At 40.1% G+C, this 26,053-nt stretch carries 27 protein-coding genes; 16 read left to right on the top strand and 11 right to left on the bottom strand.

Annotation, left to right across the window (positions count from 1 at the left end; all coding sequences use genetic code 11):
* Positions 1-73: 73 nt before the first annotated feature.
* The 5 genes from C9414_RS13365 (at position 74) to C9414_RS13345 (ending at position 3,774) form a co-directional block, all read left to right on the top strand.
* The gene (locus C9414_RS13365; RefSeq protein ID WP_073204534.1) at positions 74-283 is read left to right on the top strand and encodes a YheE family protein; all 210 of its coding nucleotides are present in this window, start codon (positions 74-76) and stop codon (positions 281-283) included.
* Positions 284-303: 20 nt separating this feature from the next.
* A complete protein-coding gene (locus C9414_RS13360; protein ID WP_107163817.1) occupies positions 304-1,179 on the top strand; it encodes a helix-turn-helix domain-containing protein in 876 nt (291 codons plus the stop codon).
* A 145-nt stretch (positions 1,180-1,324) separates the two neighbouring features.
* Positions 1,325-2,431: an ABC transporter ATP-binding protein gene (locus tag C9414_RS13355; protein WP_047202891.1), complete on the top strand. Its 1,107-nt coding sequence runs from the start codon at positions 1,325-1,327 to the stop codon at positions 2,429-2,431.
* A gap of 236 nt (positions 2,432-2,667) precedes the next feature.
* Entirely contained in the window at positions 2,668-2,871 is a 204-nt protein-coding gene (locus tag C9414_RS13350; RefSeq protein WP_039177528.1) for an alpha/beta-type small acid-soluble spore protein, read from the top strand.
* Between the two features lie 285 nt (positions 2,872-3,156).
* Positions 3,157-3,774: an NAD(P)-dependent oxidoreductase gene (locus C9414_RS13345; RefSeq protein ID WP_039177527.1), complete on the top strand. Its 618-nt coding sequence runs from the start codon at positions 3,157-3,159 to the stop codon at positions 3,772-3,774.
* A gap of 117 nt (positions 3,775-3,891) precedes the next feature.
* Here C9414_RS13345 and C9414_RS13340 read toward each other — a convergent pair whose 3' ends face one another.
* Positions 3,892-5,907: an ABC transporter ATP-binding protein gene (locus C9414_RS13340; RefSeq protein WP_058838785.1), complete on the bottom strand. Its 2,016-nt coding sequence runs from the start codon at positions 5,905-5,907 to the stop codon at positions 3,892-3,894.
* Entirely contained in the window at positions 5,904-7,661 is a 1,758-nt protein-coding gene (gene bmrC / locus C9414_RS13335) for a multidrug ABC transporter ATP-binding protein BmrC (protein ID WP_107163816.1), read from the bottom strand. Before bmrC ends, C9414_RS13340 begins: the two co-directional genes overlap by 4 nt.
* Positions 7,662-8,217: 556 nt before the next feature.
* Here bmrC and C9414_RS13330 point away from each other — a divergent pair.
* Positions 8,218-8,724 carry a universal stress protein gene (locus tag C9414_RS13330; protein WP_039177520.1) on the top strand — a complete coding sequence of 169 codons (507 nt, stop codon included), beginning with the start codon at positions 8,218-8,220 and terminating at the stop codon, positions 8,722-8,724.
* 45 nt (positions 8,725-8,769) lie between these two features.
* Here the strand turns inward: C9414_RS13330 and dat are convergent, their stop codons facing one another.
* On the bottom strand, positions 8,770-9,627 hold the full coding sequence (gene dat, locus C9414_RS13325) for a D-amino-acid transaminase (RefSeq protein WP_107163815.1): 858 nt from the start codon (positions 9,625-9,627) through the stop codon (positions 8,770-8,772).
* 296 nt (positions 9,628-9,923) lie between these two features.
* On the opposite strand from dat, the gene C9414_RS13320 reads away from it, so the two are divergent.
* Positions 9,924-10,778: a polysaccharide deacetylase family protein gene (locus C9414_RS13320; RefSeq protein WP_107163814.1), complete on the top strand. Its 855-nt coding sequence runs from the start codon at positions 9,924-9,926 to the stop codon at positions 10,776-10,778.
* A 40-nt stretch (positions 10,779-10,818) separates the two neighbouring features.
* On the opposite strand, the gene C9414_RS13315 is transcribed toward C9414_RS13320, so the two are convergent.
* The 3 genes from C9414_RS13315 to C9414_RS13305 form a co-directional block, all read right to left on the bottom strand.
* On the bottom strand, positions 10,819-11,550 hold the full coding sequence (locus C9414_RS13315) for an NAD-dependent protein deacylase (RefSeq protein WP_258182636.1): 732 nt from the start codon (positions 11,548-11,550) through the stop codon (positions 10,819-10,821).
* Positions 11,551-11,579: 29 nt separating this feature from the next.
* Entirely contained in the window at positions 11,580-12,668 is a 1,089-nt protein-coding gene (locus C9414_RS13310; RefSeq protein ID WP_047202885.1) for a mechanosensitive ion channel family protein, read from the bottom strand.
* Between the two features lie 164 nt (positions 12,669-12,832).
* Entirely contained in the window at positions 12,833-12,934 is a 102-nt protein-coding gene (locus tag C9414_RS13305; protein WP_017360338.1) for a YhdX family protein, read from the bottom strand.
* 305 nt (positions 12,935-13,239) lie between these two features.
* Here C9414_RS13305 and C9414_RS13300 point away from each other — a divergent pair, with 305 nt between their 5' ends.
* Genes C9414_RS13300 through crcB (C9414_RS13290) form a run of 3 tightly spaced genes read left to right on the top strand, consistent with a single transcriptional unit; the run spans position 13,240 to position 14,723 of the window.
* On the top strand, positions 13,240-13,956 hold the full coding sequence (locus tag C9414_RS13300) for a glycerophosphodiester phosphodiesterase (protein WP_107163812.1): 717 nt from the start codon (positions 13,240-13,242) through the stop codon (positions 13,954-13,956).
* Positions 13,957-13,961: 5 nt separating this feature from the next.
* On the top strand, positions 13,962-14,357 hold the full coding sequence (gene crcB, locus C9414_RS13295) for a fluoride efflux transporter CrcB (protein WP_107163811.1): 396 nt from the start codon (positions 13,962-13,964) through the stop codon (positions 14,355-14,357).
* Complete coding sequence (crcB, locus tag C9414_RS13290) at positions 14,358-14,723, top strand: fluoride efflux transporter CrcB (RefSeq protein WP_047202882.1); 366 nt, start codon at positions 14,358-14,360, stop codon at positions 14,721-14,723. It abuts the gene before it with no gap.
* Here the strand turns inward: crcB (C9414_RS13290) and C9414_RS13285 are convergent.
* Both C9414_RS13285 and C9414_RS13280 read right to left on the bottom strand, forming a co-directional pair.
* The gene (locus tag C9414_RS13285; protein ID WP_107163810.1) at positions 14,720-15,112 is read right to left on the bottom strand and encodes a transcriptional regulator; all 393 of its coding nucleotides are present in this window, start codon (positions 15,110-15,112) and stop codon (positions 14,720-14,722) included. The two genes, crcB (C9414_RS13290) and C9414_RS13285, sit on opposite strands and share 4 nt — an antisense overlap.
* Before the next feature lie 90 nt (positions 15,113-15,202).
* Positions 15,203-16,585 (bottom strand): hemolysin family protein, encoded by a 1,383-nt coding sequence (locus C9414_RS13280; RefSeq protein ID WP_107163809.1) that lies wholly within the window; start codon positions 16,583-16,585, stop codon positions 15,203-15,205.
* A gap of 337 nt (positions 16,586-16,922) precedes the next feature.
* On the opposite strand from C9414_RS13280, the gene C9414_RS13275 reads away from it, so the two are divergent.
* Complete coding sequence (locus C9414_RS13275) at positions 16,923-17,363, top strand: MerR family transcriptional regulator (protein WP_034667702.1); 441 nt, start codon at positions 16,923-16,925, stop codon at positions 17,361-17,363.
* Between the two features lie 58 nt (positions 17,364-17,421).
* A complete protein-coding gene (locus C9414_RS13270; protein ID WP_039177491.1) occupies positions 17,422-18,753 on the top strand; it encodes a hemolysin family protein in 1,332 nt (443 codons plus the stop codon).
* 38 nt (positions 18,754-18,791) lie between these two features.
* Here C9414_RS13270 and C9414_RS13265 read toward each other — a convergent pair whose 3' ends face one another.
* Positions 18,792-19,394: a lysophospholipid acyltransferase family protein gene (locus C9414_RS13265; protein WP_039177489.1), complete on the bottom strand. Its 603-nt coding sequence runs from the start codon at positions 19,392-19,394 to the stop codon at positions 18,792-18,794.
* 370 nt (positions 19,395-19,764) lie between these two features.
* Here C9414_RS13265 and C9414_RS13260 point away from each other — a divergent pair, with 370 nt between their 5' ends.
* The 3 genes from C9414_RS13260 to C9414_RS13250 are packed head-to-tail and all read left to right on the top strand — an operon-like array spanning position 19,765 to position 21,585.
* Complete coding sequence (locus C9414_RS13260; protein WP_024425287.1) at positions 19,765-20,256, top strand: sigma-70 family RNA polymerase sigma factor; 492 nt, start codon at positions 19,765-19,767, stop codon at positions 20,254-20,256.
* Complete coding sequence (locus C9414_RS13255) at positions 20,249-21,307, top strand: anti-sigma factor (protein ID WP_039177486.1); 1,059 nt, start codon at positions 20,249-20,251, stop codon at positions 21,305-21,307. The genes C9414_RS13260 and C9414_RS13255 overlap by 8 nt, the downstream gene beginning before the upstream one ends.
* Positions 21,295-21,585 carry a hypothetical protein gene (locus C9414_RS13250; RefSeq protein ID WP_024425288.1) on the top strand — a complete coding sequence of 97 codons (291 nt, stop codon included), beginning with the start codon at positions 21,295-21,297 and terminating at the stop codon, positions 21,583-21,585. The genes C9414_RS13255 and C9414_RS13250 overlap by 13 nt, the downstream gene beginning before the upstream one ends.
* 63 nt (positions 21,586-21,648) lie before the next feature.
* Here C9414_RS13250 and bcaP read toward each other — a convergent pair whose 3' ends face one another.
* Together bcaP and C9414_RS13240 are read right to left on the bottom strand one after the other, a co-directional pair.
* On the bottom strand, positions 21,649-23,049 hold the full coding sequence (gene bcaP / locus C9414_RS13245; RefSeq protein WP_107163808.1) for a branched-chain amino acid transporter BcaP: 1,401 nt from the start codon (positions 23,047-23,049) through the stop codon (positions 21,649-21,651).
* A 451-nt stretch (positions 23,050-23,500) separates the two neighbouring features.
* Positions 23,501-24,331 (bottom strand): C40 family peptidase, encoded by an 831-nt coding sequence (locus C9414_RS13240; RefSeq protein WP_025093318.1) that lies wholly within the window; start codon positions 24,329-24,331, stop codon positions 23,501-23,503.
* A gap of 353 nt (positions 24,332-24,684) precedes the next feature.
* On the opposite strand from C9414_RS13240, the gene C9414_RS13235 reads away from it, so the two are divergent.
* Positions 24,685-26,049: an alkaline phosphatase gene (locus C9414_RS13235; RefSeq protein WP_107163807.1), complete on the top strand. Its 1,365-nt coding sequence runs from the start codon at positions 24,685-24,687 to the stop codon at positions 26,047-26,049.
* Positions 26,050-26,053 lie beyond the last annotated feature (4 nt).

The raw sequence follows: 26,053 nt of genomic DNA, 5'->3' as shown, positions 1-26,053 counted from the left end.
AAGTTCAAGGTTGTTTCCGTGTTGTCGTGTTTGTTTATTGTTTCATCAATAAAAGCAAGGAGGCAATGATGATATGATTTCTCATTTTCAATGGAAACCTCTTTTTAAGAAAGCACAATTGCCAGGCTGGAAAATATCCTTTTTCCACAATGGAGCGCACTATGAAGGCATCTACCACAAAACAGGTGACATTGAATGGGGCTCTCATCTTCCGCCCCATGAAGTTGAACCAACCTTAAAAGAAGAAATCCACGAATTAATGCTATTCCATGTCTATGATTAAACTGTTTAAGGAGCCCCGCCATGTTAGAAAAATTAAAACTTGTTTACGGAGACCATATCATCAGTACACCTACTCATGACAAACAAATTCTTTGGTATCAAACAGACGAAGGCGAAATATTCGGAGTAGACAAATCGGAGCTTACAGCAAGAGAGACACTTCTTCTCAACTCTTTTCTAACACCGATTGATCTATTTCAAAAAGCGCAGACCGAGGGTGAACAAAGATGGTTCAGCTATCTTTTTGAAAACAAACCACTAACTGTCCAACATCCCGTCCGTGTTTATTATTTTCAAATGATCCATCAAGAGGAACAAAGACAGCAAATAAAAGAGGCTGTGAATAACAGCCTCGAACATACTCATTTCATATGGACAGGCCCTGAAACAGCTATGCTGATTCAACCAAACGCTACATCAGAAAATAGTCAATTAAATCAGTTAAACGATTTGTCTCTAGCCATTACAAGTGATTTTTTAACAGACTCAGTCTTTATACAAGGGCAACTGCATTTGCCAAATGACCATTTACAGATGAGATTATTAAATGAACAACAGCTCTTTGTATGCCACATGCAGCGAGAAAAGCTTAGATCAGGGGTCTCCACATTTTATCAATGCCTGCCATCGTTCATTTGTTATGATGCATCCGCCCTCTCTCATGCTATATCAGATGCTTTTAAAGAAGCGGTTGTTGACCGAGATGTTTACCGCACTCTCATGACCTATATGCAATGTAATTTAAACGCATCCAAAGCAGCAAAAGCATTATATGTTCACAGAAACAGTCTTCAATATCGAATTGATAAATTTATTGAGCGCACTGGGCTAGATATACGACATTTTCCAGAAGCATCAGCTGCTTATTTGATGATGACTCTACTTGATCTTTCATAAAGAAAGAACGAAAGATGAGCACCCTGCCCAAAAATGAAAATAGGATGTTGTGCACGTTGTCCATTTACAGACTCTTCCCCATTTTATACACTTTAATCAATAGTAAAGCGCTTTCAAAAAGAGAGACTGGGGAGGCTGACATTAAATGGCTGAAATAATGCTGAATCAAATTTATAAAGTGTACGATAACAAGGTAACAGCAGTAGACAACTTTAATCTACATATAGAAGATAAAGAATTTATTGTGTTTGTTGGTCCATCAGGCTGCGGAAAATCAACAACCCTTCGCATGATTGCAGGTCTAGAAGAAATTTCACAAGGAGACTTTCTGTTAGATGGAAAACGGATGAATGATGTAGCGCCGAAAGACCGGGATATCGCAATGGTTTTCCAAAACTATGCATTATATCCTCATATGAATGTGTACGATAATATGGCTTTTGGATTAAAGCTTCGGAAGTTTCCGAAAGCAGAGATTGATGAGCGGGTTCGAAATGCCGCTAAAATATTGGGGCTTGAGCAATATTTAGACAGAAAACCAAAAGCACTGTCTGGCGGTCAAAGACAACGTGTTGCCCTTGGCAGAGCGATTGTACGTGATGCAAAGGTTTTCCTTTTGGATGAGCCGCTTTCTAATTTAGATGCAAAACTCCGTGTTCAGATGCGTGCTGAAATTTCTAAACTTCATCAGCGTCTGCAAACGACATTTATCTATGTGACACATGATCAGACTGAAGCCATGACAATGGCAACCCGCCTTGTTGTGATGAAAGATGGTTTTATTCAGCAGGTTGGAGCACCGAAAGATGTATATGAAAACCCAGAGAATGTGTTTGTAGGTGGATTCATTGGCTCACCAGCGATGAACTTTTTTACAGGAAAGCTCTCTGACGGCGCCATCGCGGTTGGAAAAACACATATTCGTGTACCAGAGGGGAAAATGAAAGTATTACGCAGCCAAGGCTATATTGGAAAAGATGTCATACTAGGCATCAGACCAGAAGATTTTCACGATGAACCAGTATTTATAGAGGCGTCTGAAGGCACAAAAATTAAAGCTAACGTAGAAGTAGCTGAATTAATGGGAGCAGAAACGATGCTTTACTCTTCTATCGATGATCAATCGTTTATTGCACGTGTTGATTCTCGTACCGATGTACAGGCCGGACAGTCTATCCCTCTTGCGATTAATATGAACAAAGCCCATTTCTTTGATTCAGATACAGAGCTGCGCATCCGCTCAGCTGAATAAAAAGATATATAAGCAGCGCCATCACTTATTATTGGGTGATGGTTTTTTGTATGTTCACACAACATTTACCATGTTCTTTTCTCGTATGTTTTTTTCGGAAATAACCATAATACTTAGTACAAAGCAGTTACTGCATTGGGTTTCGCCAAGTGGCAAATGACTTGATCATTTCGCTGGTGCGATTCCAGCAAACCCAACCAAAAAAATAAATCATATACAAAAAGGAGAATCACATCATGGCAAATTCTAATAGTTCAAACCAATTACTAGTTCCTGGAGCAGAGCAAGCAATCGATCAAATGAAATACGAAATTGCTTCTGAATTTGGTGTAAACCTTGGAGCAGAAACTACAGCTCGTGCTAACGGTTCAGTTGGTGGAGAAATCACAAAACGTCTTGTGTCTTACGCTCAACAAAACCTTGGCGGAACAAAAGCTTAATTTCATACCTGGATCATAGAAGGCACCTCTTATGGTGTCTTCTTTTTTTGTTTTTATCCCTCACCAAACTCCTTTCAGCTCATATCATGTAGTAGAAAGGAGCGGATCTTCATGGACATTATTTCTGGTATGAACTTTGAACTTTTACAATTTGTAGGGATCTCTCTATTATGTGAATATGGTCATAGTATTCGGTCCTTTCACCTTTATAAAAAAAGCATCACATAAAAGTTGTACCATTTTGGGTTCTTTTCACTTATAGTATGTAGTGGAGGGATCGAACAGATGAAAATAGCTCTTTTCGGTGCTCATGGACGTGTAGGACAAGCATTTCTTCGTTTCGTTCAAGTAGATGATCGTTACATGGTTCGTTCATTGATTCGGACAAACCGGGAAGAAATGCTTGCGGGTATGTTTCAAGTCACCGGCAATTCAAGAAATCGAGAAGATGTGCTTGAGACAATGAAAGGAGCAGATATTGTTGTGAGCTGTCTATCAACAGATGGTGATGATACATTATCTGTTTCAATGGAGCATATCGTACAAGCCATGAAGCAAACAAATACATCTAGAATTATTACAATTGGTACAGCAGGTATTTTAAAAGCAAGGCAGCAGCCGGAGCTTTACCGTTTTGAAACAAATGAATCAAAGCGGACTACTTCCCGAGCAGCTAAAGAGCATGCGAAAGCGTTTGAAATCCTTCAATCAACTGATCTAGATTGGACCATTATTTGTCCAACCTATTTACCAGATGGAGAAGTGACACGGTCATATCGCTATGAGAAAGATTTTCTCCCTATAGATGGAAAGAAAATTTCAGTTGAAGATACCGCACACTTTTTATATCAGCAGTTAAATTCGAAGGAATTTGTGCATCAACGCGTCGGCATCGCTTATTGATGATGCAGCCTGTCCAAACAATATAACCAGTAAAAGTCGAGGAGTCCGTCCTCGACTTTTTCATGCAAAGGAAAAGAGCCTCATTCAATTTGAAGAGGCTCTTTTTTCTACTATTCATCAACTGTTTGCAACAGCGCCTTTTTGCAGTTCATACATTTGCGCATACAGCCCTTCTTGCTGCATGAGTTGTTCATGACTGCCACGCTCGACGATTTCACCTTTTTCTAACACCAAGATCATATCGGCTTTCTTAATCGTGGATAATCGGTGAGCAATCACAAAAGTCGTTCGTCCTTCTTTGACTACATCAAGCGCCCGCTGAATGATCGCTTCTGTTTCTGTATCAATGTTGGCGGTGGCTTCATCTAAAATTAAAATCGCTGGATCGTACGCTAATGCGCGCGCAAATGAAATCAACTGACGTTCCCCTGAGGAAAGGGTGCTTCCCTTTTCAACGACTGGTTCATCAAAGCCTTGCGGCAGATGCTTCAATAACTCTGCTGCGCCTACTTGCTTTAATGAGGATTCAATGGTTTCTCTTTTGATGTCTTCATTTCCTAAGCTGACATTGGAGGCAATCGTTCCCGAAAATAAATACGGGTCTTGCAGCACAATGCCCATTTGTTTACGCAGCGTTTGACGCGACTGATCATATATGCTTTCGCCATCTATGAGAATGTCTCCTTGCTGAATGTCATAAAAACGCAGCAGCAAGTTCATGATCGAGCTTTTCCCAGAACCAGTATGCCCCACAAGTGCAACCGTTTGACCTTTCTTAGCTTCAAACGTAATATTCTTTAAGACATTTTTCCCTTCATTATAAGCAAAGGTGACATCTTTGAACTGAACGTGTCCCTCCAGCTTCTTCTGAACAGGTTCTTCCACTTCTGTTCCGGGTTCATCTAATAATCGGAACACCCTTTCCGATGAAACTCTTGCTAATTCCAACCTGGAGAATTGATTCACAATACCTGTGATCGGCTGAAACAATCGATTTAAATAATCGACAAACGCATAGAGCACACCAATGGACACAATGCCTGTCGCACTTAACGATGCACCGCCAAAATACCAAATGAGCGCCACATATGCTAAATTTCGCAGCAGGTTAACCAAGTTATGTGAAAGAAGTGAATTTAAATGCAGCATCTTTCGCTGATACCGAAAGTGATTGTTGTTCAGCTCATCAAATTCCTCTTTCGTCGCTTTTTCATGACGAAACGCTTGAATAATGGTCATCCCTTGAATGGCTTCATTTAACTTGGCATTGATTTCACTGATGATCGAACGAATTCGGTGATTGTACACGGATGCAAACTTTCTGTAAGTCATCGACCATAGGAATATAATTGGTACTGCGACCAAACAAATGAGTGCCAGCTTCACATTTAATAAAAACATGGCAATGTAAATCCCAATCATGTAAATGGCACTCGTCACAAAATTAGCAAGGACTGTTACATATAGGTCACGAATGGTTTCCGTGTCATTGGTGATCCTCGCGACAACCTTTCCAGCCGGTAAATTATCAAAATATCGGATCGGCAGCGTTTGGATGTGCTCAAAGACGTCTACCCTCATTTTTTGAATAATTCGATTTGCAATCCTCTGGAGCAAATAATGCTGCCCATACTGAAAGAAAATCGCAACGATGAGCAGCCCTAGATAAAATAGAACAAGCTGCACCAAACCACTGATTTCTGGCTGATAAAAAGCAAAAATCTCTTCTTTTGATAAACGCTGTACCTCATAGGTCTCACGCTCGTTCCCATTATCAATGGTGAGCTGATCTCCCGATATCTTTCTGTTTCCATCAAAACGAATCGGCTCATTCACAAAATAGTAACCGAACCCGACTTGCACCACATTGATTTGCTTTCCAGATTCCATTCCATTGTTTAATCGATCGCTTCGTATATAGTTATTTCCCTGGTAATAAACGGTTTTGTCTGTCTTTTCATTGACCTCGACATACGGTTTTTCTACACCTAAAATATGATCATCAATCATTTTCTTCCCAATAAACGGTCCTGTCAGCTCAGCACCAACTGCAATCATTAGAAAGATTAAGGCAACAGACAGTACTTTCTTATATAGGAGTGCGTAGGCAAGGAGTCTTCTTCCTGTTGTCATGCCTCATCCCCTCCTTCCAGCTGATTTGTCAGCTGCTGACGCAAAAATTGTTCTTGGTACCACCCATCCTGCTGGATGAGCTCGTTGTGAGTGCCCTTTTGGACAATGCGTCCTTCTTCCATGACAAGAATGAGATCCGCATGTTCAACAGCTGATAGGCGATGAGTCGTGATAAACGTCGTTTTGCTATGACGGTTTTGTCTTAGATTTTCTAGGATAGCGGTTTCTGTTTTTGCATCTACCGCAGACAATGAATCATCCAGAATTAAAATGTCTGGATCAATTAATAAAGCACGTGCAATGGATATTCGCTGTTTTTGTCCGCCTGACAGCGCAACACCTTTTTCCCCAACCATGGTCTCCAAACCTTCTGGCAGAAGGCGTAGATCCTTTTCAAAGTAAGCATCTTTGATTGCTTGTGCTAACTCATCTTGTTTCGCGTCCCGATGACCAAAGCGCATATTCTGTTCGACACTTTTTGAGAAAAGAATATGATCCTGCGGTACGTATCCGATCCATTGAAATAACTGATCTAATTCAATGTCTTGGATTGGAACACCTGATAGCAATATTTGCCCATCACCTGCCGGGTACTGGCGCAGAAGCTGTTTGACAATGGTCGTTTTGCCGCTTCCCGTTTTGCCTGTAATCCCAATCGTCTGCCCTTTTCGAACGGTAAAAGACACATCAATGAGATTATCTTTAGGTGAAGTTGGATACCTGAATGTCACGTGATCAAACTCAATATCTCCAGGCTCTTGTAATGTTTTCGGCTGAGCAGCGTCTGTTACGTCCGGCTTGTAGCTGAGTGTATGATTCAACCGGTCTAACGACGCATTTCCTCTTTGCATAATATTAATCAATTCGCCGATCGCAAACATTGGCCAGATCATCATGCCAAGATAGACGTTAAATGCAACAAGCTCCCCAATGGTTAAATCACTTTGGAATACGAGATAGGCTCCGTAGCCGATTCCGATTAAGTAGCTGATTCCTACAAGTAATTTCACTGTCGGTTCAAATAAGGAATCAATGATTGCCACTCGCATGTTTTTTTGGAATACATCATCTGTCATTTCGCGAAAGCGTTCGACATCTTGTTTCTCCTGTACAAAAGACCGAATGACTCGAACGCCTGCCACTGATTCAAGAACACGATCGTTCATATCACCAAATGCATCCTGAGCGACAGTAAAGCGCTCATGGATTTTGCTGCCATAAAACGCAATCAAGAGCGCCATCAGCGGCATAGGGATAATCGCCATTAAGGTTAATTTCCAGCTAATTGTCAGACCCATCGTAAAGAAGATCATCAGCATATAAGCAGTGGAATCAACCAAGGTCAGAACGCCAAAACCTGTCGTTAAGGCCACAGCATTCAAATCGTTTGTTCCTAATGCCATTAAGTTACCGGTTTTTTTCTTTTCATAAAAGGTCGGTGTCATCTTCAGCAAGTGGCGCATCAGTTTCCCGCGCATCACACGCTCCATGACATTTGCGCCGCCAAATAACTGATACATCCAAAAATATGTAAGTGTATAGACGACGACACCTAGTAAGCAAAAAATGGTCACATAAAACAAAATACTGGATGTTGTAAATTGACCAGAACGAATGTCATCCACTGCCTGGCCAAGGTATCTTGGCGGAAGCATTTCAAGCACATTCACAATGAGCAGAAGCGTAATAGCGATTGTATAACGCCTCCACTCTTGTTTAAAGAACCAGCCTAATTTCGCAAATACTGAAAACATGTTTGTCTCTCCTTTTCAAGCTAGCCGCTTTCTAAATTTTCCTGCAAGTCACCTTGTTTCGTTTTTTGGGCTTTTATCATTTGTCTTGATTTTGGCATGTTCACATGCTTTCACTCCTCTTCATTTAATTGGTGTTTTCCATCTCTTTATTTCGGATTGCGAAATGAATACAACAAAAAAAGAGGCCACCAGCTGGCTGGTACGCCTCTTTTCGTCATGTAAAAAGGCGCATGTTGACAAATACGCAACATACGCCTTGATTCATCCGATCAATTGGAACATACGAGTTCCTTTTCAATGACCAATGAAGGTGTAATTGTCACGTGAATCAACCCATTCATGCAGTTTGATTTCATTCTTCCAATGTTGCACATGACATTTCCTCCTTTTGGCTCTTGAATCTTTTTTTATCTTATAGTGGCTGTCACCATTTTGTCAATAAATATTTTTCAATAAATGAAATTTTCTAACAAAAATCAATCTCCTTTATGTGTATCTTTTTCTAATAACGGGTATACCATGAGTGTAAAGACTCCTTTTGAAAGGAATGAGGACATTGTTTCAAGCTGATCGGATGGTCGTTGCATTTGATGGACATGAAGACAGTAAGAAAGCATTAAAAAAGGCAATCGCTTTAGCCAAAACCTTGCATGCCAAGCTGACCGTTGCCTATGCCCATGATGGCAAAACAGGCAGACAGGTGTTTGATGCACCGCGCCCAATGACTGGCGGGGCTTATATCGGCGGCGGCATGGCAGATCTTCAAACACCCCCTGTGTATGTGCCTCATGATGAACAGCAAAGTCCCTTGATTTTTGAAGACCATACAGAAGAGGTCGTCGCAGAAGCAAGAATGCTTTTAAATGAGGAGCAGTTTGAGGCTGCCATTGAAATTGTGGAGGGAGAACCAGCAGAAGCGATTATCGAATATGCTGAGGAAATTTCAGCAGACCTCATCGTCATGGGAGCACGTGACCAAAGCAGATTGAAAAAAATGCTATTTGGCAGTGTGAGTGAAAAGTTATCAGCAAAATCAGATATACCTGTGCTTATTGTGAAATAAATGCATCACAAAAGGCTGTAAACTAATGTTTACAGCCTTTTTTATTTATGAAGAGATCGATGCTTCACTTTCATGTTTAATTTTTTGCTGGAAGCCTTCCTGTACGCGCTTTGTCAGCTCGCCTGGAACGCCTTTCCCTACTGGCTCGCCATCTATTTCAACAATCGGAATGACTTCAGCCGTCGTCGAGCTGATGAAGATTTCCTGAGCGCGCAGCAGTTCTTCTTTGCTTATTCGATTTTCTTCAACAGTACATCCTTCTGCCTCACATACCTCCAGCAGCTTTCTACGGGTAATGCCGTTTAAAATGAGATTGTTTGCAGGGTGAGTGCGAATCACGCCATCAATCACGGCATATACATTCGAGGAGGTTCCCTCGGTCACAAAGCCGTCTCTTATCAGGATTGCTTCAAACGCACCAGCTTCAGATGCTTTCTGCTTTTCCATGATGTTATATAAAAGGTTTAAGCTTTTGATATCACATCTTAACCAGCGAAGATCCTCAGATAATATGGCCTTTGCACCAGCTTTCTGCTCTTGAACAGGCTTTTTCACCTGGAACGTATATGCCGTGATTTGAGGAGTGAGAGAATCGCTATATTGATGTTTACGAGGGGCGACTCCCCGCGTGACTTGAATATATACACCGCCATCTGTTAATTGATTGTGAGCGACGAGCTGTTTTAACTTTTCTTCCATATCAGATACTGTACCTTGCAGATGAATACCAATTTCCTTTGCACTCTTGAACAGACGCTCTGTATGCTCCTTTAACGTAAACAAAGTACCATTGTATACTCGGATGACCTCATAGACTCCGTCACCAAATTGATAGCCTCTGTCCTCAATATCAACATGTGCATCCTTTTTTTCAATGAAATCTCCATTGTACAATACTTTCATATGGAATCTCCCCTTCGCTTTGCAATAATGGTTGAATCTGATGCTATCTTAGCGGATAAATGAGTACGTTTCAATGATTATTCAGAATTATTTCACATCATATAAAATGGATAACTTTCTATTGTAACAAATATAGATTCATAACCAAAAAGATTCCAATTTTTTAGCATCTTCTATATTCATAGGCTCTTTTTTCCTGTATACTGACACCATATAAACATGACAAAAAACAGCGGAAAAAGACAGAATCTACTACATGATTCGACACAAATTTTTGATTTATTGGAGCGATTGTAATGCAACGGGTTAAAAAAAAACAGACACCTTCAAACACAATGCTGCTCTCAAAGGCGATTGGTTTTGTCATTCTGACACTGATCCTCTTTTTTATTTGGGATATGTCCAAAACCAATATGCAGGCAGCAGATCAGCCGGCGAAATTGTCTGCGAGCAGTCAATTTAGGGACACAAGCACTAGTATGAAAGCAAAAGATGCTTCTCGGAAAACATTAGATGCACATTTTAAGATCGATTCAAATAAACATATAACGGATCAAACAATCTTTTTAACCTTTGATGATGGTCCATCAGCGACTTCAAATCAGCTGTTAGATGTGCTAAAAGCGCAAAAAGTGAAGGCTACATTCTTTATGCTCGGGCCGCAGATTAAAGAACACCCGGCAGCTGTGAAAAGACTCCATCAAGAAGGTCATCAATTAGGGCTTCATGGTATTACCCATGATGTGAAACGCTTTTATCAAAAAAGTGATTCTCCTGTTAACGAGATGAAGGAAGATCAGCGCATTTTGGCTTCTGTCACAGGTGAGTATACCCATCTTGTAAGAACACCTTATGGCAGTGCCCCCAATTTAACCGATCAGCAAAAAGCACGTTTAAAACAAAAAGGCTTTGTCTACTGGGACTGGACCATTGACAGTCTGGACTGGAAATATAAAAGCTCAAAATATGTACCAGAGGTATTAAATCAGCTGCAAGTGCTGGAGACAAAATATCCAAAAGAACCAAAAATCATCTTAATGCATGATCAGCCTGCGACGGCAAAATACTTAAGCAGCTTAATTACGCAGCTAAAGGCGAAGGGCTATACATTTGAAGTCCTTGATGAAACAATGAAGCCGCTGCAGCAATAAAGAAAAACCCGCACCTTTAGGATGCGGGTTTTTTAATAATCTATAAAGCATTCACGAGATCGCCAATTCGCTCATGAAAGACAAGATCAAAAAGCGGATCGAATTCTGTTTCACTCAAATTCATCATCACCATGAAGATGGAAGGATCATGAGCTGCATCTTCTGGAATATATCTTGCTGGCGCTACCTCCAGGGAAGTCCCCATGACGAGCAGCATGTCCGTTTTCTGAAGTGATGTCTCCACTTGGTCTAAATGTTTGACCATATCTCCAAAAAGAACAACATCTGTTTTTAGCACACGTCCACAAGTACTGCCGTCTGAGGAAACCCTTTGACAGACCGGCACCTCTTCTTTTAACAAATAAGGCAAATCATATACCGCCTGGCACAATGGACAAGTAGCCGTTTGAATGGAGCCATGGAGTTCATATACATGCTGGCTTCCCGCCTTTTTATGAAGACCGTCAATATTTTGGGTGAAAATATCCACATGCTTCCCTTGTTGCTCAAGGCTGGCTAAAAAGGTGTGCCCACTATTCGGCTCGTACTTCCCACTCATTTTCATCTGAAACAATTCCTTGAATTTCGGCCAGAATTGATGAGGATTTGATAAAAAGTAGGACCGGCTCATCGCCTCCATGCGAGAAGTATCTTCCGTCCACAATCCACCCGATGATCTAAAATCAGGAATACCCGATTCAGTACTCATACCTGCACCTGAGAGTACCGTGATATGTGAAGCCTGCGATATTCTCTCTCTTAGCGCTTCCAGCTTTTTTTGATCCACGTACCATTCCTCCTTTATTCACCCAGCTGCTTCTCACCTTTTTGTTTCATATAAATGGTCTGTCCAGGGAAAGCAAATTCTACGCCTTCTTCGTGGAAAATATCTATGATGCGATAGTTAATGTCCTGCTTAATATCAAGGTTTTCAGACCAAGCTGTCGTGTTTGTGTAAAAGTTGAAAAACAAGTTCAAATAGCTGTCTGCCAATACATCGAGATTCACCATAATCGTCTCCTTATGTACACCATCATGCTCGTGAAGCATCTGCTTCAGACGCTTAATACACTGATCAATGTTTTCCTTTGGTGTATTGTAGGAAACGCGAACAGAAAACGTAATCTGACGTTTATTCATTCTAGTCCAGTTTGTGATCGGCTCCTTAGAAAGCGTAGAATTCGGAACGGTCACAACGGCTTCAGCAGGTGTTCGAAACCTTGTACTTCGAAAGGTAATGTCCTCCACAGTCCCAAGAACACTTGGTGTCTCCACAAAGTCGCCCATCGTAAAAGGCTTCTCTGTAATGATGACAATCCCTCCAAAAAAGTTAGCCACTGTATCCTGAGCGGCAAGCGCAAAGGCTAGACCACCTAAACCAAGACCTGCCACAAGTCCATTGACATCATAATTAAATTCTTGTGCAATGATACTAATACTTAGTGCGATAATAATGAAACGAAGTACCTTTGATAAAAACGGTGCTAAAATATCATCCATTTCTAATTCAAATTTCGAATTGACCTTTTGAAATAAGAAGGAAGATGCTGCGGTTAAATTACAAAGTCCCCACGTCAGCATCAATATAATGGAGGATCTATACAATTTGATGATGACATCCATATGATGCTCAAAGTATGGTGCCTGTCTTAACGCAAAATATAAACCAAGTGCCACGAAAAACAGCCTGGCTGGTTTTTCAAATGCCACAACAATCTGGTTAATGACCTCCGTTTTAGACCGATTTGTCAGCCTAAACAGAAGTTGAAATAAATACTTCGTAAATACTTTCCGAAGCAATAAAAAAAGCAATAAAATACAAAGGCTAATACCGATTTGGATCGCAATATCTACTGTGAAATATGTATCCATCCATTTTTGTGTAAACATGTCTGTCTCTCTCCTTTAAAACAATCCTCTCTAGTTTATAATATATCCTTCGTTCATGTCCTCTCTTAAATGTCTGACCTCTACATAAAAAGCCTCGGGAGTAATCCCGAGGCATGATGTTCAAATATGAAATTTTGGCTAGAGACATATCGACGGGCAGCAAACTACTTTTTCTTCTGAGCCTGATCAAGGAGAGTCGCTTTAAACATTTCAGCATCCGTTTCGGCCTTAATACGTTCTTCCACTCTAATTCTCCCTTTACCCAATCATCTCGCCTCCTTTTCATCATTATAAAACATCAGAATTTTCAGTCAACATGACGAAAGCACTAATATTTTGACGAACGCTGACGATTTGGACAAAATTGATCGAAGAAAAAATGATGTAGTTCAGATTTACTCAATAAGAGCTTGGGATATTCCTGCAACTTTTCACCTTATATACACGATGCTTTCTCACCACAAGCCATGTTCCATTACATACAGCTCTCCCTCGTTCCATATAGTAAAGAAGGAAAAACAGCAAAAATTTGATATGATAAGACCAGAACTTATGTCAGGAGCTGGAGCATGTGTATATTATCGCGCATAGAGGGTCATCAAGCGCTGCCCCAGAAAATACAATCGCCGCATTTGATTTAGCTGTTCAGCAGGGTGCGGATTATATTGAGTTAGACGTCCAGCTGACAATGGATCAGCACGTAGCCGTTATCCATGATGATACCGTTGATCGAACGAGTAACGGAAGCGGATTAGTGAAAAGTTATACACTTGATCGGCTGAAGAAACTTGATGCAGGAAGCTGGTTTGATTCTCAGTACGCCAACGAACGAATTCCCACCTTACAGGAAATCCTTCAAAGATACAGTCAGCTTGTCGGGATACTGATTGAGATCAAGCATCCAAAACGACAGATTGGGATTGAAAAGGCAGTTGTCGACATCATCAACCGGTTTGCCTATTCCCGTCACATCATGGTTCAATCTTTTGATGCCAATGCCCTTCAAAAAGTCAAAGCTTACGCCCCTTCTCTTCGAACAGCTTTTATTATAAAACCCTCGGCTTTCAAACTGACGAAAAGGAAATTAGCAGAGTACAGCTCCTTTGCCGATTGCCTTAATATGAAGAAAACGATGATCAACAGATGGTGGATTGATCGCATCCACTCATTTGGAATGGATGTCTTTATATGGACAGTGAAAGACCAAAAAACAGCCGACAGGATCAAAACATATCCCATTGATGGAGTGGTGACGGATCACCCGCCATTTTTTCTAAAGGAGAAATGATGTAAATGAAAGCATATCTCGCCGTATTTATCGGTGGACTGGTTGGTACCCTTTGCAGATATGAACTTAGCCAGTCCGTTGTCAGCCACACATTCCCCTATGCAACACTGATTGAAAACATTACAGGCAGTCTGCTTCTTGGCTTTTCAACAGGGTATTTTATGTTTCGGAAGGGAAAAAAGTATCTTGCTGCTTTAATCGGAACAGGATTTTGTGGTGGTTTTACGACAATGTCCACTTTTTCTAAAGAAACAGTTCTCTTATTACAGGATGGACTGTTCACATCAAGTGTCATATACATTCTACTCTCAGTGATTGCTGGAGTGGGCGCTGCCTTATGTGGACTGATCACCGCTCAGCACTTCTTTCAACAAAATGAGCAGCCGAAAGGAAGCAGATAAATGATTGTATTTTATACAGCTGTTGCTGGCGGGATGGGCAGTGCCCTTCGTTTTTTCCTCAGTCAATCGATTCAGAAAACCAAGTTTCATACTCGTTTTCCGTATAGTATTATTCTTATCAACTTACTCGGTGCAGCCGGTTTAGGTTTACTGACAGGTGCAGTGACTGACAATAATCCGCTGCTTATGATCATTGGGACTGGGTTTTTCGGTGGTTTTACAACATTCTCTACATTTAGTGTAGAGGCTGCGTCCATGCTGCATGAGCGGCAAATTGGACAGCTTGCTGTCTACTTATTGGTTACCATCATCGGGTCTTTATGTCTGTTTGCTGCGTTTTATCAAATAGGACAGCATCTTTTTTAAATATTGGTGATGGCGGCTAAGCTGATGAGCAGCTGATTCATGAGCTGGCGCTTCATCAAAAAGAGTGTTTTTTCACTATAGCCGATTTCCATTGCACATTTTGCCATCCGCCAATCTCGAAAATATTTGTAATCGATGAGCTGCTGCTCTATTTCATCCAACTCTTTTAATGCCGTTTCAATACAAGCAACGATGAGTTCATACTGACTTTTTTGCTCTTCTAACTTTTTCCGTGTCATGTGGTCGAGATGATGCGGGCTTCTTTTTTCAAGCTGCCTTTCGATATTTAAGATCGCTGCTTGATAATTTTTGAAATTCTTTAAATGAAACTCAATTCGTTTCATTGATGTTTTTTTCTCCGTGATACTTGCTGTTTCATACCAAAGCATGTCCATCCCCCTTTATCGAACGTTTGTTCTTATTATATACCGAACGTATATTCGTTTAAAAGAGACTAAATACCTAAAAAAACCTTGAGCTTATTTTTCGCTCAAGGTCATTTCGTTTACTAGCAGTGGCTCCTTTATATCAAGCCCAGTGCGTACACTGCCTTTTTCTGCCGATGTGACGCCTTTTTTTAAATCAATCTTTTTAACGTAACGTCCATCCATTTCCAGCACTTTCATTCGAATATCATCAAGATAGATGGATTGTCCTTCTCTAATATCAATATTCTCTTTTAAGATGAGCCCGCCGATTGTATCAATTTCCTCATCATGATATGAAATCTCGATCAAATCTTGAACTTCATCCAATCTCACTTTGCCATCTAAAACATAATGATGATCGGCTCTTTTTTGAATAACTGGCTGCTCATCTTCATCGAATTCATCTCGAATATCTCCGACAATCTCTTCTAAAATATCTTCCGTTGTGACAAGCCCAGACGTTCCGCCATATTCGTCAGTTAAGATCGCCATATGCATTCGATCACGCTGCATCTTGACGAGAAGCTCTTGAATAGGAATCGTGTCGATGACCTCAATCACTGGATATATATAATCTTGAATTTTCAGTTGATTTTTTTCTCCTTGATACACAAGATCTGCAAAGAGCTGCTTTTTGTTCAGCATGCCGATAACATGGTCTTTATCTCCTGAAAACACAGGGAAACGTGTATACTTTTCCTGCGTCATGATGGCGAGGATATCATCTAACGGCATATCTTCTGGAATCGCACAAATTTCTCTGCGCGGTATCATGATCTCTCTGGCAATTCGATTATCGAAATCGAAAATTTTGTTCATATAATTATATTCTGATGGGTTGATTTCCCCATTTTTTAAGCTCTCAGATAATAAAATTTTCAATTCCTCTTCAGAATGGGAATGTTCTTTTTCAGCCCCCATATCAATGCCCATCATTTTAGTTAGCAAACGGGCTGACCCGTTTAACACATAAATGAAAGGGAACATAAGGATATAAAATGCATGCAGCGGGCCTGACAGCCATAGCGTCATTTTTTCCGCCTTTTGAATGGCGAGTGTTTTTGGTGCAAGCTCACCTACAACTACATGCAAAAAGGTAATAATAGAGAACGCAAGTGTTGCTGAGATCAGGCTGATTGCTGAATCAGGAATGTTTGTCAAACCAAAACCTCGAACCAAAAGTTCTTTCACAGCCGGCTTACCAATCCATCCTAAACCAAGGGATGTCACTGTAATACCGAGCTGACAGGCTGACAAATATTCATCTAGCCTTGATGTCACCTTTTTCGCCATGATGGCCTTTTTGGACCCTTCGGCAACAAGCTGATTAATTCTTGAACTTCTCACCTTGACTATGGCAAATTCAGATGCAACAAAGAAAGCTGTTAAAGCAATCAAAACACCGACTATACTCAGATTAACAATATCGTCCATTTAACCTTGCTCTTTCTTAGAAGAACAAGGAGTCACCTCCTGATTGATGATGTTATGTTTTGCAAAACGGTTAACTGATTAAATAAGACGACTTTGAGGGCCCCACTTAACCACCTCCGGTTCACGTAAAATTCCGCCTCTCTACATATATATGAAACGGTATTCATTTTATCTTACCATAAATAATCTGAAAATTCCTGTATCATCATGCTGTTTTTGACATGACTGACTAAATTGAGGGAAATCCTCCTCTGTTTCTTCTTATTGGCAGGAAATATGAACAATTAACTTGTGTTTCAGACTAGAATTATATTAAACTATTTTCATAAACTATAACGTGACGGTTAGGAGGAGATGTTCAGATGGGGCTGAGAAAAAGTATCGTATTGGTGAACTAGCACAGATTGCACAGGTAACGAAACGAACTGTAGATTATTATACAAATCTAGGTTTGCTTGCGCCTGTTAGATCTTGCTCAAATTATCGTTATTACGATGAATATGCTTTAAAACGATTACAATTAATCGTTCTTTGCAAACAGCAGAGATTGGCTCTTTCTGACATCAAATCCAGATTAGATGAACAATTTCCTTCTCAAAAGGAAGATCATGATGAACTTGTCCATTTAACCTCTGATATCGATCGGATGAATGAGCATATGGACCGCATTTTGGCACGTTGTAAGCAGCTTCAGCCAGAACAACGTGAAAAATTAAAAGAACAGCTTACTCCTGAAAAAATGACGGCTGTCCAATCATTTTTACTGCTGTTAAGTTAAAATTTTTACTAAACAGGAGGTGTTACCTTCGTTCTCAAAGTCAGAACGAAGGCCTTAATTGGACATAGTTAATTTACTCATAGTTGCTTTACTTATAGCTTTAACCGCGTTTTTCGTTGCATCAGAGTTTGCGATCATTCGCTTAAGAAGCTCAAGAATTGATCAGTTAATCGCAGAAGGTAATAAAACAGCAGTTGCTGTCAAGCATGTAACGACTCACCTTGATGAGTACTTATCAGCCTGTCAGCTTGGTATTACCATTACCGCCCTTGGTATTGGTTGGTTAGGGGAAGAAACAATTGCGCATATGCTTGCTCCACTATTTGTAGAGCTGTCGATTCCTCAATCAGCTAGTTCTATTGTCACTTTTATTATTGCGTTTAGTATCATGACGTTTTTACACGTTGTCGTTGGAGAGCTTGCACCAAAAACACTCGCCATTCAAAAGGCGGAGCAAGTATCCCTTCTATTTGCTAGACCACTGATGATCTTTTACAAAGTGATGTTCCCGTTCATTTGGGTATTAAATGGTTCTGCTCGTTTGTTAACAAAAGCGTTTGGTCTTCAGCAAGTATCTGAGCATGATATGGCGCACTCTGAAGAAGAATTGCGGATTATTTTATCAGAGAGTTATAAGAGCGGCGAGATTAACCAGTCTGAATTCAAATATGTAAATAAAATTTTCGAATTTGATGACCGTCTGGCGAAAGAAATTATGATTCCTCGTACCGAAGTTGTCAGCTTCCCTCATGATATTACCATTGAGGAAATGTTGAAAGTAACAAAGGTAGAAAAATATACACGTTATCCAATTGAAGACGGCGACAAAGACAACATTATTGGTGTTCTAAATATTAAAGAGGTTCTCACTGCCTGCATTAGCGGTGAGTGTTCTACAAGTGATACGATCGAAAAGTTTGTGAATCCGATTATTCATGTGATTGAAACGGTTCCTGTTCATGATTTACTGCTCAAAATGCAGCGCGAACGTGTACACATGGCCATTTTATCTGATGAATATGGCGGTACAGCAGGTCTTGTGACCGTTGAAGACATTCTTGAAGAAATCGTTGGTGAAATTCGTGATGAGTTCGACATTGATGAAATCAACGAAGTACGTAAACTTGGAGAAGACCATTACATCTTTGATGGCAAGGTCCTTGTTGATCAAGTCAACCTGCTATTAGGTATACAGCTTGATAATGAAGAGGTCGACACAATCGGCGGCTGGTTCCTTACTCAGAAATATGAAGTAGAGAAAAATGACGCCATTCGTGAACAAGGCTATGAATTTATCATTAATGAAGTCGATGGACACCATGTGGCATACATCGAAGTAAAAAAGTTAAATGAACAATTATTAGAAGCAGCTGAAGAAGGCGCTTCTTAATAAAAAACGACCCTTGCCTAAGCAAGCGGTCGTTTTTCTTATGACTTTTCGATTAATTGAGCTTCTAACTCTTTAATTCTCGTGTTTAATACTTCCGTCATGGCACCTAATCTTTCTTTTGGCGGGAGATGGTCAAATTCAGACAGTTCAATCGGTTCACCGATAATTAAGCGCATTTTCCCTTTTTTGAAAAGACTTTTCGCATTTGAAGGCCCTTTGTATGCGGCTGGAACAATTGGCGCTTTACCGAGCTGCGCAATGGTCACTGCCCCTCTTTTTAAAGGAACATCCTCTGTTGTACGTGTTCCGCTTGGAAAAATCCCAACGATCTTTCCCTCTTTTAATAATTTAATGGGCGTTTTAATACTGCTTGGCCCAGGGTTCTCTCGATCAACTGGAAAGGCATGAATCTTTTTTAAAAATCCACCGATCCATTTATTCGCAAACAATTCTTTTTTCGCCATGTAATGGATCTCAAACGGAAGAATTCCTGCGCCTAATGCAAGAACATCCACAAAACCCTCATGTGTACAAGCAATGACAAACCCCCGATCAGTTGGCAGATTCTCTTTTTGATATACTTTGATTCCACCTCGGAGACCAAATATTAATTTGACGGTATAGCCTGAAAATTTATACATAGTGCACTTCCTTTGTTTGAAAAATGAAGGATTTGTCTCTATTATAACAAATTTTTTATTACCTGGTACTAAAAATTTATGAGCAGCCCAATCCTCCCTGTCTTTTTCGTTTAAAATGAACGTTCTGACTGTATTCAAGCACATGGTTTTAGGGGAGAATAGAATAGGAATTGTGTCCATTTTTGTCGTTTTTCGATGTTTTTTCCTGATTTGTTCTATTGAAAATACTTTATAAATGATGCAAATTTCGCTATGATAAGGAGAAATGATTTTGATTCGGCGAAAGAAATGAGTAATGTACGGTAATGAGAAGTTTCGTGCAACTTTATGCCTTTCTTATGCGTGTATAACATAGAGGGGAGAAAAATCAGTGACGATCGATGAAATTTATCAAATGTATATGAACGATGTTTACAGGTTTCTGCTCTCCATGACAAAAGACAAACATTTGGCAGAAGACTTATTGCAGGAAACCTTTATGCGTGCGTATATACATATCCATTCCTACGACCATAGCAAAGTGAAACCTTGGTTATTTCAGGTGGCACGAAATGCTTTTATTGATTATGTCAGGAAACATAAAAAAGAAGTGACCATATCGGATGACCTCATTGGCGGCCTTTTACAAACGTCTGTACAAAGCCCTGCTGAACAGGTTGAAATAAAGGAAGTCCTCACCATGTATTTGGAGCAGCTTCCAGATAACTACAAGGAAGCGTTGACATTGTATTATTTAAAAGAACTAAATTACAAGGAAGCATCCAAGGTCATGAATATTACTGAAGCAAATTTTAAAAGTGTTTTATTTCGTGCAAGGCAGCGCCTAAAAGCACTTTACAACAGAGGTGTTAATGATGAATGAAGAGTTTAACAAGCGATGGGAACAATATAATAATGGTGAGATGAATGAGGAAGAAATGATGGCGTTTGAAGAAGAGCTTGAAGAAAACGAAAAACGCTTAAGCCAGGAACTGAACGACTCGGATTGGACAGATTTTTCCATCAGTCCTGAGAAGCAAAAAGCCATTTTACAATACGGAAAAAGAAAGTCATATTTACGTATTTCCGTACTTGCTGTCATATCGACACTCATTATTTTACCACTTTGTACATTAGGAAGTTATCTATACTACGGCGTTGGCGGAGCCGAGAGCAAAGGCAATCACTTCATGGAAACAGCCGCTGTCACCGTCGCTTTGACCAAACCAAACGTGGCCATAGATATGAAGGATTTAAAAGGTCAGGTCAAACTTTTTGGGATGAACACCGAATTGAAGCTGCAAAAACAAATTGGCAATAAAACAGAAGCCATTGGCAGTGAACAAATCGAGATGTTTTTCGATAAATTAAAGCAGCCTACCATCTCTTATTATGGTGACAGCGCACGCGAAACGGAAGGTTTCTTTACTCATCCTTCGGCGCAAGCAGATGCCTCAAAAAAACAAACACTCACTACGTTAGACAAGCTTCCTGAAGGAACAGTAAGTGAAGTGTATGTATCCTATGACAAAGCTTACACACCAAAGGATGTTTATTCCTTTGCTAAAAAATACGATATGAAAGTGCTGTGGAATGCGATTAAAACAGAGGATTCATTAAGTGGAAATCAGCGGCCAATCGGCTTTCCTGGGAAAGACTCTGAATTTTTAAAAGAGCTTCAGCACACATCCAAAACTGAGGTAGATCAATTCAAAGATGCCCTTGCTTATGTCAATCAGCACCCGACCTGGGCAACAACGATCTCTGGCAGACCTGATCTTGATCTGTCTAATCGTATACGCTATATCGATCGAAATGGCGTCACGGTTTATGGCTCTGTGGTCACTGGACCTTCTAAAGAAATTGAGAAATTTGTGAAGACAAAACGCATCAAAACGGCAAAAGTGAGCGAGGTGGAATTATGGAATTGGTAAGAATCTTTAAAGAGCATAATGTATTTGGCTGGATTTCTGTCGGCACAGCGATATTATCCCTGCTCATGCTAAACCTCGCCATTATCAGCAACGTGACATTTTATTCTTTTCAAATGCTACCTTTTGCAATGGCCGCAGTTCCATTTGGCATTATTGAACTGTTCATTAAAAAAGGCCGTACGGGTCCAGGTTTCCTCGGTGTCGTACTGAATATCTTTGTCATTGTTTGTGTCTATGCCATCGTATCAATCGATGTCGATCTTCAGTTAGGTTTTTAATCAGTACTCAAAAGCAAAAGCCCGTGTTACTTGACTGAACCAAGTAGCACGGGCTTTTTTAAGTTATTTTTTATTCAATTCTGAGTGCTTTCTTGAATATAAGAAATACACAACCAGCCCAATCGCAAGCCAGATTAAGAAACGAACAAAGGTGATTGCACCAAGCTTATAAATGAGCAATCCGCAAGATAGAATAGCCAAGATCGGAATAAGCGGAACTGCTGGGCATCTGAATGCTCTCGGTAAGTCCGGCTGCGTTTTTCTCATCACAATGACGGCCACTGAAATCAAAATGAATGCTGAAAGTGTCCCGATGTTCACTAGGCTTGCCAGCTCATCAAGTGGAATAAATCCACCCATTAATGCTGACAATGTACCGAAGAACAGTGTATTGATGTAAGGTGTTTTATGCTTTGGATGAACCTTTGATAGAACCTTCGGCACCAAACCATCACGAGACATAGCAAACATCACGCGTGTCTGGCCGTACAGCATGACAAGCATCACGGTTGTCATCCCTAGAATTGCTCCGACATCCACAATACCCGCCACCCAGTTTTGTCCGGCTATTTGTAAAACGAGAGACACTGGATGTGATACTCCCTCAAAATTCATGAAAGGAACGATGCCCGTCATAATCGCACTAACAACAACATAAAGCAGCGTACAAATCAATAAGGAAGTAATAATCCCTCTAGGCAGGTTGCGTGATGGATTTTTTGTCTCCTCTGCCGCGGAAGCTACTGCATCAAACCCGATAAATGCAAAAAATACTAGGGCTGCTGCACTTAAGACCCCTGATGTCCCAAATGGAACGAATGGTGTCCAGTTTTCAGGTTTTACATATTTCACAGCGACTAAAATAAAGAGCAGAATCACAGCAATTTTCATAATAACCATGATGTTATTTACTCGTTTTGATTCTTTAATACCAAAGTACAGCAGGAAAGTGATGACCATTAAAATAATAAATGCTGGAAGATTAAAATATGTCACTTGCCCCTTTAAACCACCTGGTGCTGCTGTTAATTCAACTGGTATATGAATCCCTATCCCATTTAAAAATGACACAAAATAGCCTGACCAGCCCGCTGAAACGGCACTAGCGGCCAGCATATATTCTAATATTAAATCCCAGCCAATGATAAACGCTAGAAATTCCCCCATTGATGCGTACGTAAATGTATACACAGACCCTGATACAGGCACTGTGGAAGCAAATTCCGCATATGACAGTGCTGCAAACAAACAAGCAAGACCTGCGATGACAAATGATAGAACAAGTCCTGGCCCCGCAGTGACGGCTCCTGTCCCTGTCAGAACAAATATCCCTGTCCCAATTATGGCTCCAATGCCAAGCATGGTTAAATCAAATGAACCCAATTCCTTTTTTAATGCTTTTTCCCCTTGTGTTGCCGCAATGAGCTCTGAAATGCTCTTTTTTCTAAACAACGAATTGCTCATACCATCACTCCCAAAACTTAGTATCAGTCTAAAGACGCCACATTCATATAATTCACAATATTTTCTGAATATTTAGATTAAATTTAGCGCAATAAATTGGTGGCGTAAAATTATTATATATGAAAATTAAAAAATGAAAACACTTTTTTTAAAAATAGAGTGAAAATTCTTATATATCAACGAAATGTTTGTCAATAAGTGGGTTAGATTTTCTCCATTCCTTATTCAATTGATAGCTTGTCTTTCTCTATTTATTATACAACATAGCAGATTATATTTTTTTAGTATACTTATTATGCAACAAAAATTAGACCCTTTTTTAAAAAGCGGGTCCACAATTATGTTATTTTAAAGCCTTTAGACTGATAGTGATCTATGAGAAAAGACCAGTTCCGCGGCACAATTGATATATGAAAAAAGAGACTGCTTCATAGCAGTCTCTTAAAATGAATTAGTTTACGAATGTTTTCGCTCCAAGATAAATGGGCTTCCAATAGCTTGATGTCATATCACTGATCGTTACTCCGTCAGAAGCAGCATGAATAAACTTGTTGTTCCCAAGGTAGACACCCATGTGAGATGGACCCGATTTATACGTTGTAAAGAAGACAAAATCTCCAACTTTTGGTTTGGATACACTTTTCATCGATCCCCAGAAGCCTTCAGTGGTTTGTCTTGAAATCTTTTTTTGTTTGTTAATGATATACCACATAAATCCGCTGCAATCAAAGCCCTTCGGTGTCGTTCCACCCCATCTATATGGTGTACCGTTCTGCGCTTTAGCATCTGCTATGAGCTTAGACGTGTTTAAGGAAGAAGTAGAGACTGTTTTTTCTTTTACAGGTTTCGTCTTTACTTTAGATGTCTTTTTCACCTTTAGCTTTTGTCCGATTTTGATGAGGTCTGTTTTAAGCTTATTTAACGATTTCAGCTCTTTCACAGTCATCCCGTATTTTTTGCCAATCTTCGATAATGTATCGCCTTTGACAACTTTATGAGTGGCAGTTGCTGAAGCCGTTTTTACTTTTGTTGTTGTTTTTGATGTTTTCACTGCTTTTTTCGAAGAAGTGCCATTTACTTTTAAGGTTTGTCCAACATAAATTACGTTAGATTTCAGCTTATTGTCTGATTTAATTTTGCTCACGCTTGTTTTGTATCTTTTCGCTAGAACAGAAAGAGAGTCACCTTTTTGAACTTTTACTGATTGTGCTGAGGCAGCTCCGGCAAATAATGTCGTCCCAAGTAGAACTGCACTTGCAGCTGTGATCAATTGTTTTTTCATTTGTTCCTCCTGTATGTATCTATCTGATCCGATTTTTTATCTACTCCCTATTATAAGGATCAAATACCAGAAGAAATAGTCTTGACTTCCTACGACATTATGCTTATTAATTCGGCAAAATTTATTTTTTTTTAGGGTTCTTTTTATTTCATTTTCATTACACAATCATGACAAAATAATCGCATCTTGTCATGGATAAATGATACATTCATTTCTCTTTTTGGTTCATTCTATGTAAAGTGGACCTTTACAATTTTAAAGTGAACTTTACGATGCTGTAAAAAGGAATCCACACTTCTGCTCTACCATTGTAAACGTAAGAGCGATACATAAACAATGAGGAGGCAAAATGAATGAGTGTGTTGAAAAACTCAAAAACGAAAATCGCTGCAGTGGCAGCAGCATCTGTGCTATCGATTGGCATTTTTTCAGGGATTGAATTTGGACAAGCTGACAAAGCTGAGGCTAAAAAGAAGCCGAAAAATGATGTGCAAAATGTGATCGTGCTGATTGGAGATGGCATGGGAACACCTTATCTTTCAACTTACCGCTCATTTAAACACAACGGTGACCTTTCAAAGCAAACAGCGTTTGACCCTTACCTCACTGGCATGCATAAAACATACCCTGACGACTCTAAAAGTAACATTACTGATTCAGCAGCGGCTGGTACAGCCATGGCCACTGGTAAAAAGACATACAACAATGCCATTGGTGTAAATAAAAACGGCAAAAAATTAAAAACCGTTTTAGAAGAAGCCAAACGCAAAGGAAAGTCAACGGGTCTTGTCGTGACATCTGAATTAACGAATGCCACGCCTGCTGCGTATGCCGCTCACGATGTGTCTAGGAAAAACACAGCAGCCATCGCTGATGATTTCTTCGATGAGAAAATCGGAAAACAGCATACAGTCGACGTCATGCTTGGCGGTGGACTTGTCGATTTTGTCCGGAAGGATCGTGATCTGACGAAAGAATTCAAACAAGCCGGTTATGATTATGTCACCAATAAAGCCGCCTTACAAAAAAACAAAAATGAAAAAGTGTTAGGCATTTTTGCTGATGGAGGTCTAGATAAAGCCATCGATCGTGATAAAACGACTCCTTCCCTGCAAGATATGACATCCTCAGCCATCAAACAGCTGTCTAAAAACAAAAAAGGATTTTTCCTTATGGTTGAAGGCAGTCAAATTGACTGGGCTGGACACGATCATGATATTGTCAGTGCGATGAGCGAAATGAAGGATTTTGAGAAAGCATTTGAAGAAGCGATTCGTTTTGCGAAAAAGGATAAAAACACGTTAGTCATCACGACAGCAGATCATTCAACTGGCGGACTTTCCTTCGGAGCAGACGGTTCGGGCAGCTGGGATTACAAGCCTGTCAAAGCAGCGAAAAAGACGCCTGACTTTATCGCAAACAAAATTGTCAGCGGCATGCCTATTGAGTCAGCGCTGAAACAATATATCAATCTTGATTTCACAAAAGAGGAAACAGCCGCCATTCAAAAGGCCGCTGAAACAAAGGATGCTGTTAAAATTGATGATGCGATTGAAGAAGTGATCAACACGAGATCACATACAGGCTGGACCACATCAGGTCATACCGGTGATGAAGTTCCATTCTATGCATATGGTCCAACAAGTGAGCAGCTAAAAGGTCTGATGGAAAACACCGATCAAGCAAAACACATTTTCAAACTGCTGAAAAACCAATAAAACG

The sequence above is a fragment of the Bacillus sp. Nf3 genome (genome assembly GCF_003028545.1).
GTDB classification, from domain to species: domain Bacteria; phylum Bacillota; class Bacilli; order Bacillales; family Bacillaceae; genus Bacillus; species Bacillus safensis.
This window is presented reverse-complemented; position numbering and strand designations above follow the sequence as displayed.

What these genes read in the sequence shown, in the direction of transcription:
- C9414_RS13240 (WP_025093318.1), bottom strand. Translation starts at nt 24,331, where the DNA reads ATGAAAAAACAATTGATCACAGCTGCAAGTGCAGTTCTACTTGGGACG.
- C9414_RS13250 (WP_024425288.1), top strand. Translation starts at nt 21,295, where the DNA reads ATGGAATTGGTAAGAATCTTTAAAGAGCATAATGTATTTGGCTGGATT.
- C9414_RS13350 (WP_039177528.1), top strand. Translation starts at nt 2,668, where the DNA reads ATGGCAAATTCTAATAGTTCAAACCAATTACTAGTTCCTGGAGCAGAG.
- C9414_RS13255 (WP_039177486.1), top strand. Translation starts at nt 20,249, where the DNA reads ATGAATGAAGAGTTTAACAAGCGATGGGAACAATATAATAATGGTGAG.
- C9414_RS13320 (WP_107163814.1), top strand. Translation starts at nt 9,924, where the DNA reads ATGCAACGGGTTAAAAAAAAACAGACACCTTCAAACACAATGCTGCTC.
- C9414_RS13285 (WP_107163810.1), bottom strand. Translation starts at nt 15,112, where the DNA reads ATGCTTTGGTATGAAACAGCAAGTATCACGGAGAAAAAAACATCAATG.
- C9414_RS13360 (WP_107163817.1), top strand. Translation starts at nt 304, where the DNA reads ATGTTAGAAAAATTAAAACTTGTTTACGGAGACCATATCATCAGTACA.
- C9414_RS13365 (WP_073204534.1), top strand. Translation starts at nt 74, where the DNA reads ATGATTTCTCATTTTCAATGGAAACCTCTTTTTAAGAAAGCACAATTG.
- C9414_RS13280 (WP_107163809.1), bottom strand. Translation starts at nt 16,585, where the DNA reads ATGGACGATATTGTTAATCTGAGTATAGTCGGTGTTTTGATTGCTTTA.
- bcaP (WP_107163808.1), bottom strand. Translation starts at nt 23,049, where the DNA reads ATGAGCAATTCGTTGTTTAGAAAAAAGAGCATTTCAGAGCTCATTGCG.
- C9414_RS13310 (WP_047202885.1), bottom strand. Translation starts at nt 12,668, where the DNA reads ATGTTTACACAAAAATGGATGGATACATATTTCACAGTAGATATTGCG.
- C9414_RS13265 (WP_039177489.1), bottom strand. Translation starts at nt 19,394, where the DNA reads ATGTATAAATTTTCAGGCTATACCGTCAAATTAATATTTGGTCTCCGA.
- C9414_RS13355 (WP_047202891.1), top strand. Translation starts at nt 1,325, where the DNA reads ATGGCTGAAATAATGCTGAATCAAATTTATAAAGTGTACGATAACAAG.
- dat (WP_107163815.1), bottom strand. Translation starts at nt 9,627, where the DNA reads ATGAAAGTATTGTACAATGGAGATTTCATTGAAAAAAAGGATGCACAT.
- C9414_RS13340 (WP_058838785.1), bottom strand. Translation starts at nt 5,907, where the DNA reads ATGACAACAGGAAGAAGACTCCTTGCCTACGCACTCCTATATAAGAAA.
- C9414_RS13345 (WP_039177527.1), top strand. Translation starts at nt 3,157, where the DNA reads ATGAAAATAGCTCTTTTCGGTGCTCATGGACGTGTAGGACAAGCATTT.
- bmrC (WP_107163816.1), bottom strand. Translation starts at nt 7,661, where the DNA reads ATGTTTTCAGTATTTGCGAAATTAGGCTGGTTCTTTAAACAAGAGTGG.
- crcB (WP_047202882.1), top strand. Translation starts at nt 14,358, where the DNA reads ATGATTGTATTTTATACAGCTGTTGCTGGCGGGATGGGCAGTGCCCTT.
- crcB (WP_107163811.1), top strand. Translation starts at nt 13,962, where the DNA reads ATGAAAGCATATCTCGCCGTATTTATCGGTGGACTGGTTGGTACCCTT.
- C9414_RS13235 (WP_107163807.1), top strand. Translation starts at nt 24,685, where the DNA reads ATGAGTGTGTTGAAAAACTCAAAAACGAAAATCGCTGCAGTGGCAGCA.